The organism is Bacillota bacterium, from assembly GCA_040754675.1.
Taxonomy (GTDB): Bacteria; Bacillota; Limnochordia; order Limnochordales; family Geochordaceae; genus Geochorda.
The window spans coordinates 1-8,018 of sequence record JBFMCJ010000172.1 but is presented as its reverse complement, the minus strand read 5'-3'; the positions used below and the strand labels follow the sequence as shown (position 1 = coordinate 8,018).

Annotated in this window: 8 protein-coding genes; all 8 read left to right on the top strand. The window is 69.1% G+C overall.

Features of this window, described 5'->3' with window-relative positions; all coding sequences use genetic code 11:
• Positions 1-197: 197 nt before the first annotated feature.
• Positions 198-3,098 carry an isoleucine--tRNA ligase gene (ileS, locus tag AB1609_11215; protein ID MEW6047035.1) on the top strand — a complete coding sequence of 967 codons (2,901 nt, stop codon included), beginning with the start codon at positions 198-200 and terminating at the stop codon, positions 3,096-3,098.
• A gap of 135 nt (positions 3,099-3,233) precedes the next feature.
• Positions 3,234-3,521 (top strand): DUF5665 domain-containing protein, encoded by a 288-nt coding sequence (locus AB1609_11210; GenBank protein MEW6047034.1) that lies wholly within the window; start codon positions 3,234-3,236, stop codon positions 3,519-3,521.
• Between the two features lie 54 nt (positions 3,522-3,575).
• On the top strand, positions 3,576-4,343 hold the full coding sequence (locus AB1609_11205) for a TraR/DksA C4-type zinc finger protein (protein MEW6047033.1): 768 nt from the start codon (positions 3,576-3,578) through the stop codon (positions 4,341-4,343).
• 87 nt (positions 4,344-4,430) lie between these two features.
• Entirely contained in the window at positions 4,431-4,919 is a 489-nt protein-coding gene (gene lspA, locus AB1609_11200) for a signal peptidase II (GenBank protein ID MEW6047032.1), read from the top strand.
• Between the two features lie 19 nt (positions 4,920-4,938).
• Positions 4,939-5,913, top strand: coding sequence for an RluA family pseudouridine synthase (locus tag AB1609_11195; GenBank protein ID MEW6047031.1), 975 nt, complete (start codon positions 4,939-4,941; stop codon positions 5,911-5,913).
• A gap of 25 nt (positions 5,914-5,938) precedes the next feature.
• Positions 5,939-6,496 (top strand): bifunctional pyr operon transcriptional regulator/uracil phosphoribosyltransferase PyrR, encoded by a 558-nt coding sequence (gene pyrR, locus AB1609_11190; protein ID MEW6047030.1) that lies wholly within the window; start codon positions 5,939-5,941, stop codon positions 6,494-6,496.
• 15 nt (positions 6,497-6,511) lie between these two features.
• On the top strand, positions 6,512-7,447 hold the full coding sequence (locus AB1609_11185) for an aspartate carbamoyltransferase catalytic subunit (GenBank protein MEW6047029.1): 936 nt from the start codon (positions 6,512-6,514) through the stop codon (positions 7,445-7,447).
• 12 nt (positions 7,448-7,459) lie between these two features.
• The coding region (locus tag AB1609_11180) for an amidohydrolase family protein (GenBank protein ID MEW6047028.1) at positions 7,460-8,018 on the top strand (559 nt) is incomplete at its 3' end.

Genomic DNA, 8,018 nt, shown 5'->3' with positions numbered 1-8,018 from the left:
GAGCCATGCGGGGTAGAGCGGGCCGGAGGTAGGCCGTTATCCTACCCGACCGTGCCGCTGGCACGCCTTGAGTGGGAAGGGCGTTTCTAGGCCCTTCCAACAAGGGTGGTACCGCGGGAGCAAGGCGGCTCTCGTCCCTTGGACGGGAGCCGCTTCGTTTTACCCGGGAAACGATGGGGAGGAGCACGGGAGCCCAGATGAACGCGCAGACGCGACCAAGCCGCAAGTCAGGGGCGGGCGTGGATTACTCTCAGACGGTGCTGACCCCGAGGACCGCCTTTCCCATGAAGGCGGACCTCCCCCGCAGGGAGCCGCAGATCGAAAGCTTCTGGCAACAGCGCCGCATGTACGAAAAGCTGCAAAAGCAGCGGCTCGAGGCCGGGGCGCCGGTCTTCGTGCTGCATGACGGGCCCCCCTACGCCAACGAGCACATCCACCTGGGCACCGCGCTCAACAAGATCCTGAAGGACTTCATCGTGCGCGTCCGCTCCATGGAGGGCATGCGCGCCCCCTACGTGCCGGGGTGGGACACCCATGGCATGCCCATCGAACACGAGGTCATCCGGCGGGGCCAGATCGACCGCCACCAGATGCCGGTGGTGGAACTCCGCCGGCGCTGCCGTGAGTACGCGCTGCAGTACGTAGAGGTCCAGCGGGAGGAGTTCAAGCGCCTGGGCGTCTGGGGCGACTGGGAACGTCCGTATCTCACGCTCGAGCCGGCCTACGAGGCGCGCCAGGTGGAGGTCTTCGGGCAGATGGTGGAACGGGGGTACATCTACCGGGGCCTGAAACCTGTTTACTGGTGCCCGCGTTGCGAGACGGCGCTCGCGGAGGCCGAGGTGGAGTACAAGGACCACACCTCCCCCAGCATCTACGTGACGTTTCCCTTCAAGGAGGGCCCCGGCGTCGCCGGGGAACTCTCTAGGGCCGGCGCCAGCATCGTCATCTGGACGACGACCCCGTGGACACTGCCTGCCAATCAGGCCGTGGCCGTACACCCTGACCAGACCTACGTCTGGGCCCGCCTTGGCGGGCGAGAGATGGTGGTGGCCCAGGCGCGCCTCGACGCCGTGGCGCACCTCGTGCACGACGGCCACCCGGAGGAGGTCCGCCGCTTCCGGGGCTTTGAACTGTTGGGCGCCATGCTGCTGCACCCGCTGGAAGCCCGGCAGGTGCCGGTGGTCGGCGACGACATGGTGAGCATGGAGCAGGGAAGCGGTGCCGTCCACATCGCGCCGGGCCACGGCCATGAGGACTACGAGGTCGGGTTACGCTACCAGCTTCCGGTGGTGACGCCGGTTGACGAGCGCGGCCGCTTTACCGAGGAGGCGGGGCCTTATACAGGGCTGTTCGTGGACGAAGCCACCCCGCGCATCCTGGAGGACCTCAAGGCCCGCGACCGGCTGCTCGCCTCGGGAACCACCCAGCACCAGTACCCGCACTGTTGGCGCTGCAAGGGCCCGGTGCTGTTCCGGGCCACGGAGCAGTGGTTCGCCTCCATCGACGGCTTCCGGCGGCAGGCCCTGGAGGCCATCGACCGGGTGGACTGGCACCCCTCCTGGGGCCGGGACCGGATCCGCCAGATGGTGGCCGAGCGGCACGACTGGTGCATCTCCCGCCAGCGGGCGTGGGGCGTGCCCATTCCGGTCTTCTTCTGCACGCGCTGCCGGCGCCCGCTGATGGACCGGCGCAGCATCGGAGCCGTGGCGGAGCTTTTCCGCCGGGAGGGGTCGGACGCCTGGTTCATGTACGAGCCGGAGCGGATCCTGCCTCCCGGCACCCGGTGCCCGGAGTGTGGCGGCACCCGCTTCGTCAAGGGCAACGACACCATGGACGTCTGGTTCGACTCCGGTTCGAGCCACGAGGCCGTGCTTGCCCAGCGCGACGAACTGCGCTGGCCGGCCGACCTTTACCTGGAGGGCACGGACCAACACCGCGGCTGGTTCCAGTCGTCACTCCTGACGGCGGTGGCGACTCGCGGCGAGCCCCCCTACCGCGCCGTGGTCACCCACGGGTTCGTGGTGGATGGACAGGGGCGCGCCATGCACAAGTCGCTGGGCAACGCGGTGGCGCCTCAGGAGGTGATCGGCAAGTACGGGGCGGACGTGCTGCGGTTGCTGGTGGCCTCGTCGGACTACCGGGACGACGTGCGCGTCTCGGACGAGATCCTGGTGCGGCTCGCCGAGGGCTATCGCCGGATCCGCAACACGGCGCGCTTCATGCTGGGAAGCCTCTTCGACTTCAAGCCCGAAACGGACGCGGTGCCCTGCGAGAAGATGCTGTGGCTTGATCGGTGGGCGCTTGCGCGCACGGCGGAGCTTGCTGACCGCTGCACGGCGGCCTACTCGCGCTACGAGTTCCACATCCCTTACCATGAAATCCTGCGCTTCTGCACCGTGGACATGGGTGGGTTCTACCTGGACGTGCTCAAGGACCGGCTTTACTGCGACGCGGCGGGGTCGGTCGAGCGCCGGTCGGCTCAGACGGCCCTTTACAACATCCTGCACGTTCTGGTGCGCCTGATCGCGCCGGTGCTCGTTCACACGGCCGAGGAGATCTGGCAGCACATGCCCGATCCGAAGCCCTTCGAGAGCGTCCATCTGGCCCGGTGGACCGATGTGGCAGCGTGGCGCCGGCCGGACCTGCTCTCGAGCATGGAGCCGTTCTTCGCACTGCGCCGCCAGGTCCTCAGGGCACTGGAACAGGCCCGAAACGACGGCCGGATCAGCACATCCCTGGAGGCCGAACTGGTAGCCGAAGCGCCGGCTGAGGCCGTCTCCGAACTGCCCTTCACCCGGGAGCAGCTTGCCGAGTGGCTGATGGTGGCGGCAGTGGACCTGCGGCCCGTTGAAAAGACGGGCCCGAACGACGGCCCGCTGGCCCAGAACGGGGCGGCAGCCGCCGAGGTGCCTGGCGTGCAGGAGGCGGCGGCCGGTGCGGCAGGTACTGAGGCAGGCGGCGGGCTCTGGCGGGTCGAGGTGCGCGTGACCCGATTTGCCAGGTGCCAGCGCTGCTGGCGTCACCTCCGGTCGGTCGGCAGCGTTGAGGGCCACCCCGACATCTGCGACCGGTGCGCCCGGGTCCTGGAGAGCGCCTGAGAGAGGACACCCGCCAGGAAAAGCGGCGCGAGCCGGCCGGGCGGCGGCATGTTGTGCCGGTGACGGCAGCCGGGAAGACTAGGGCCACGGGAGGCCCGGGCGTTGCCGACGGGGGCGAAGCCGAGGCGCGGAAAGATGTCGCCTGCCGGGCGCGTTCTTGCCAGGCTTGACGAACTGGTGGCTGCCATGGAGAAAGCCAATGTGGCGGAGTTCATCGAGCTGTACCGCCACCCGCTGAAGCTTCTCTGGATGAACTTCGCGGCAGGGGCCTTCCGGGGATTTGGGATCGCGGTCGGCTTCACGGTGGTGGGTGCCGTCTTCCTCTTCGTCCTGGGGCGCCTGGCCATGCTGAATCTGCCGTTCATCGGCAGCTTCATCGCCGAAATCGTACGGATCGTCCAGACGCAACTCAGCGCGCCGTGAAGCCCCGCCATGCTCGCTGGAAATGAGCCCGCGAGAAGGGGAGCAACGGCCGCCATGCTTTCGGAGTCGCTGAAGGCCAAGCTGCGCCGCCGCCTGGAGAAGCTCTCGGACAGCCTCTCGGAACAGGGCGAACGCCTGCGCCAGCAGGCGCTGGAACGCCCGCTGACCGACAGCGTCGGGGAACTCTCGAGTTACGACCAGCACACGTCGGACCTGGGCTCGGAGACGTTCGAACGCAGCAAAGACCTGGGGCTGCTAGAGCGCGTCCGCATCACCGAGGACGAGGTGCGCCAGGCGCTTTCGCGCCTGGATCGGGGGCGTTACGGGTACTGCGAGGAGTGCGGCGCGTTCATCGGCGTCGGGAGGCTTTTGGCTGTCCCTTACGCCCGGAGGTGCATGCCGTGCCAGGAGGCGCACGACCTGGAGGAGGAGCGGCGCGTCGAGGACCGCATGACCGGCAGGCGGCCACTGGAGGAGGCCGCCCTCATGCCGCCCTTCGGGCGTTCCAACGAAAGAGACCGCGGCGAGACGGGCCTCACGCCGGGTGACATGTGGCAGGCGCTTGCGCGCTATGGCAACGCCAACTCACCGCAGGACGTCCCGGGGGCCGTGGACTACGACGAAACCTGGGAGGGCGCCGACACCGAGGACCCTGGCGCCGTGACCGAGGTGGAGTCCGTCCCCGACGTGACGGGCCGCGGGGTGGTCAATCCCGACACGGTCTACCCCGATCCCTCGGGCCCGGGAAGGCGCCGGCAGCGGCCGGCCGAAGGCGCAGAAGAGGAAGCCCCGGGTGAAGAAGGGGACCGCCGGGGTTGGTAGGCCCGGCCGCAGTCCCCCGCCCCTTTTGGATGGCCGGACCGCCGTGGTAGAATAGCCGGGACCTTCTCAGGAAGCGGAAGGAAGAACGTGCAGCGCGGGCCAACACTCGCCGCCGCCTGGGCGCTGGGGGCGGTCGCCGTGGACCAGGCGGCCAAATGGGCGATCGCCCGGTGGATCCCGCCGGGCGAGTCCATCGATCTCGTGGGCCGCTTGGTCCGCCTGACGCACGTCACCAACCCCGGGGCGGCTTTCGGGTTGTTCGAGGGGCGCTACGAGCTTTTCGTGTTTGCAACGGCCAGCGTGCTGGTGCTGGCGGGGGTTCTGGCCACCCGCTTCGAGAGGCCCAGGAGCCAGTGGGCACTGGCCGGGATCGGCCTCGCAGCGGGCGGCGCTGCCGGCAATCTGATAGACCGGCTTCGCAACGGGGCGGTGCTGGACTTCATCGACGTAGGGGTGTGGCCGGTCTTCAATCTGGCCGATACGGCCATCGTTTCCGGCGTGGCGCTCCTGTTCTGGCACCTGTTGCGCCAGGCGCCGCAGGCCGTCACCTCGCCGAGCGACGGCCGAAGTCGCTAGAAGAGGCGTGCACGCCGCCATGGGGTGGCCACAGGAACCGGGCAGGGAGCTTCTCCTGACGGTGCCGCCCGACGCCCACGGGCTGCGGGTGGACGTCTACCTCGTTCAGTTCACGGAACTTGGCCCATCCCGGGCGTACGTCCAGCGCCTCATCACGGGGGGTAACGTCCACGTCAACGGGCGGCCGGTCAAGCCGGCCCACCGGGTGGCGGAGGGCGACGAGGTCTGGGTCATGGTTCCCCCGCCTGAAAGCCCGGAGGACCTGCGGCCCGAGGCCATCGCCATCGACGTGGTCTACGAGGACGACCACCTGCTGGTGGTCAACAAGCCTCGCGGCATGGTCGTGCATCCGGGGGCCGGCAACTACTCCGGGACGCTCGTCAATGCGCTTCTGGCCTACTCTCCCAATCTGTCGGGCATCGCCGGGGTGATGCGCCCCGGTATCGTGCACCGGTTGGACAAGGACACCACCGGCCTTCTGGTGGTGGCCAAGACCAACGAGGCGCACCTTGGGCTCACCCGGCAACTCAAGGAGCGCACCATCCAGCGCCTGTACTGGGCCATCGTGAGGGGCCAGCCGGGTGTGGAGGCCGGCATGGTGGACGCCCCCATCGGCCGCCACCCGCACGACCGGCTGCGTATGGCGGTGGTGCCGGACGGGCGGCCGGCCGTCACCCGGTTCCGGGTCCTGGAACGTCTTGGTTCTCACACCCTCCTGGAGGTAAAGCTCGAGACGGGGCGAACCCATCAGATTCGGGTTCACATGGCCTACATCGGCTACCCTATTGCCGGCGACCCCGTCTACGGCGCAGGGCGGGGCTCCAGGGCGCGGGGCGAGCTTGGCCTGAAGGGCCAGGCGCTGCACGCCCGGGAACTTCGCTTCGACCACCCCATCACGCAAGAGCCGATGCGCTTCATTGCGCCCCTGCCCGAGGACATGGAGGCTGCCCTGGAGCAACTGCGCGCAAACAAGGCGCGCTCGCAGGTTCACTAGAGGGGAGAGCGCTTCCCGCGTGGAGCTGACAGTGAAGGCCGTCATCATGGACGCCGACGAGGTGCGCCGGGCGCTTGTTCGCATGGCCCACGAGGTGGTGGAGCAAAACCCGGGCGAGGCGAACCTGGCGTTCGTCGGGGTCTACACGCGAGGCGTGCTGCTGGCGCGCCGGCTCGCCGAGCTGGTGGCACGCATCGAGGATCGCCCGGTGCCTCCGGTCGGCGCCCTGGACATCACGCTGTACCGCGATGACCTGAGCACCGTGGGGCCGCTGCCCGTGGTGCGCCGGACGGAACTCGACTTCGACGTCTCGGAGCGGCCGGTCGTGCTGGTGGACGACGTGCTGTTCACCGGCCGTACGGTGCGGGCCGCGCTCGACGCCATCATGGACATGGGGCGGCCGGCGCGCATCCAGCTGGCGGTGCTGGTGGACCGCGGCCACCGGGAGCTGCCCGTTCGGGCAGACTTCATCGGCAAGAACGTCCCGACCTCCCGGCGAGAACACGTGGAGGTTCGCGTGGCGGAAGTGGACGGCGAGGACCGGGTGGCCATCCTGGAACGTCCGGAGGCACCGGCGCGATAGAAGAGGGAGTGAACCATGTGGCCTGACCACCTGCTGGGACTGCGGGGCCTGCACGCCGAGGAGATCCGGCAGATACTCGATATGGCCGACGCGATGCGCCAGGTCTTCGAGCGGCCCGTCAAGAAGTTTCCCACGCTCCGGGGCCGGGTCGTGGTGAACCTCTTTTACGAGCCCTCGACCCGCACGCGCACGAGCTTCGAGCTCGCTGCCAAGTCGCTCAGCGCCGACGTGGTCAACATCGCAGTGGCGCAGTCGAGCGTGGTAAAGGGCGAAAGCCTCATCGATACGGCGCGCACGCTCAGGGCGCTGGGCGCGGACTACACCGTCATCCGCCACGCCTCGGCCGGGGTGCCGCACCTGCTGGCGCGGGCCGTGGACAGCCGGGTCATCAACGCCGGCGACGGCGCGGACGAGCACCCCACCCAGGGACTCCTCGACCTGTACACGATCCGCCGCCGCAAGGGCCGCATCGAAGGCCTCAACGTGCTCATCGTGGGCGACATCCTCCACTCCCGAGTGGCGCGGTCCAACTTCTGGGGCCTCCTGCACCTGGGGGCTCACCCGGCGGTCGTCGGACCTGCGACGCTCATGCCGGTGGGGCTCGAGGAAGCGGGCATCCGGCGCTTCGAGCGCCTCGAGGAAGCGCTCGAGTGGGCCGATGTCGTCAACGTGCTCCGCATCCAGCGGGAACGGATGCAGCGGGGTTACCTCCCCAGCCTGCGGGAGTACCGCCTGCGGTGGGGGCTGACCGCCGAACGCCTGGCTCATGTCCGGGACGACGTGCTCATCATGCACCCCGGGCCGGCCAACGTGGGCGTGGAAATCGACGAAGCCGTGATGACAGACCCCCGAAGCGCCATCACCGAGCAGGTGACCAACGGGGTGGCTGTCCGCATGGCGGTGCTGTACCTTATGGCGGGCCACTCCCGCGCCCCGGAGGGGGCGGAGTAGAGAGGAATGGCCATGAGGCTGCTCATCCGAGGAGGCCGCGTCCTTGACCCGGCCTCCGGCACCGACGCCGAACTCGACGTAATGGTGGAAGACGGCCGTATCCGGCGCCTTGCACCGGGTGTCCGGGAGGGCGCCGACCGGGTCGTGGACGCCCGGGGAGCCTGGGTGATCCCCGGCGCCGTCGACATGCACGTGCACCTTCGCGAACCGGGGCAGGAGCACAAAGAGCGACTTGCCACGGGGACCCGCGCGGCGGCAGCCGGTGGCATCGTCGCGGTCGCCTGCATGCCCAACACGACGCCGGCCATCGACTCTGCGTCGGTGGTGGAGCACGTTTACGCCCTGGCCCGCCGGGAGGGGGCCGTGCGCGTCCATGTCGTGGGTGCCCTAACCAAGGGCCGGCAGGGGCGCGAGCTGGCGGAGATGGGTGAGATGGCCGAGGCCGGGGCCGTGGCGTTCTCGGACGACGGCGATACGGTCATGGACGCAAGCCTGATGCGGATGGCCATGCTCTATGCGGCCCAGCTCGGCCGCCCGGTCATCGACCACTGCGTGGACGCCTCCCTGGCTC

Bases quoted from the DNA above. Each gene is read 5' to 3' on its own strand.
- ileS (MEW6047035.1), top strand. From the start codon at position 198: ATGAACGCGCAGACGCGACCAAGCCGCAAGTCAGGGGCGGGCGTGGAT.
- AB1609_11210 (MEW6047034.1), top strand. From the start codon at position 3,234: ATGTCGCCTGCCGGGCGCGTTCTTGCCAGGCTTGACGAACTGGTGGCT.
- AB1609_11205 (MEW6047033.1), top strand. From the start codon at position 3,576: ATGCTTTCGGAGTCGCTGAAGGCCAAGCTGCGCCGCCGCCTGGAGAAG.
- AB1609_11195 (MEW6047031.1), top strand. From the start codon at position 4,939: ATGGGGTGGCCACAGGAACCGGGCAGGGAGCTTCTCCTGACGGTGCCG.
- AB1609_11185 (MEW6047029.1), top strand. From the start codon at position 6,512: ATGTGGCCTGACCACCTGCTGGGACTGCGGGGCCTGCACGCCGAGGAG.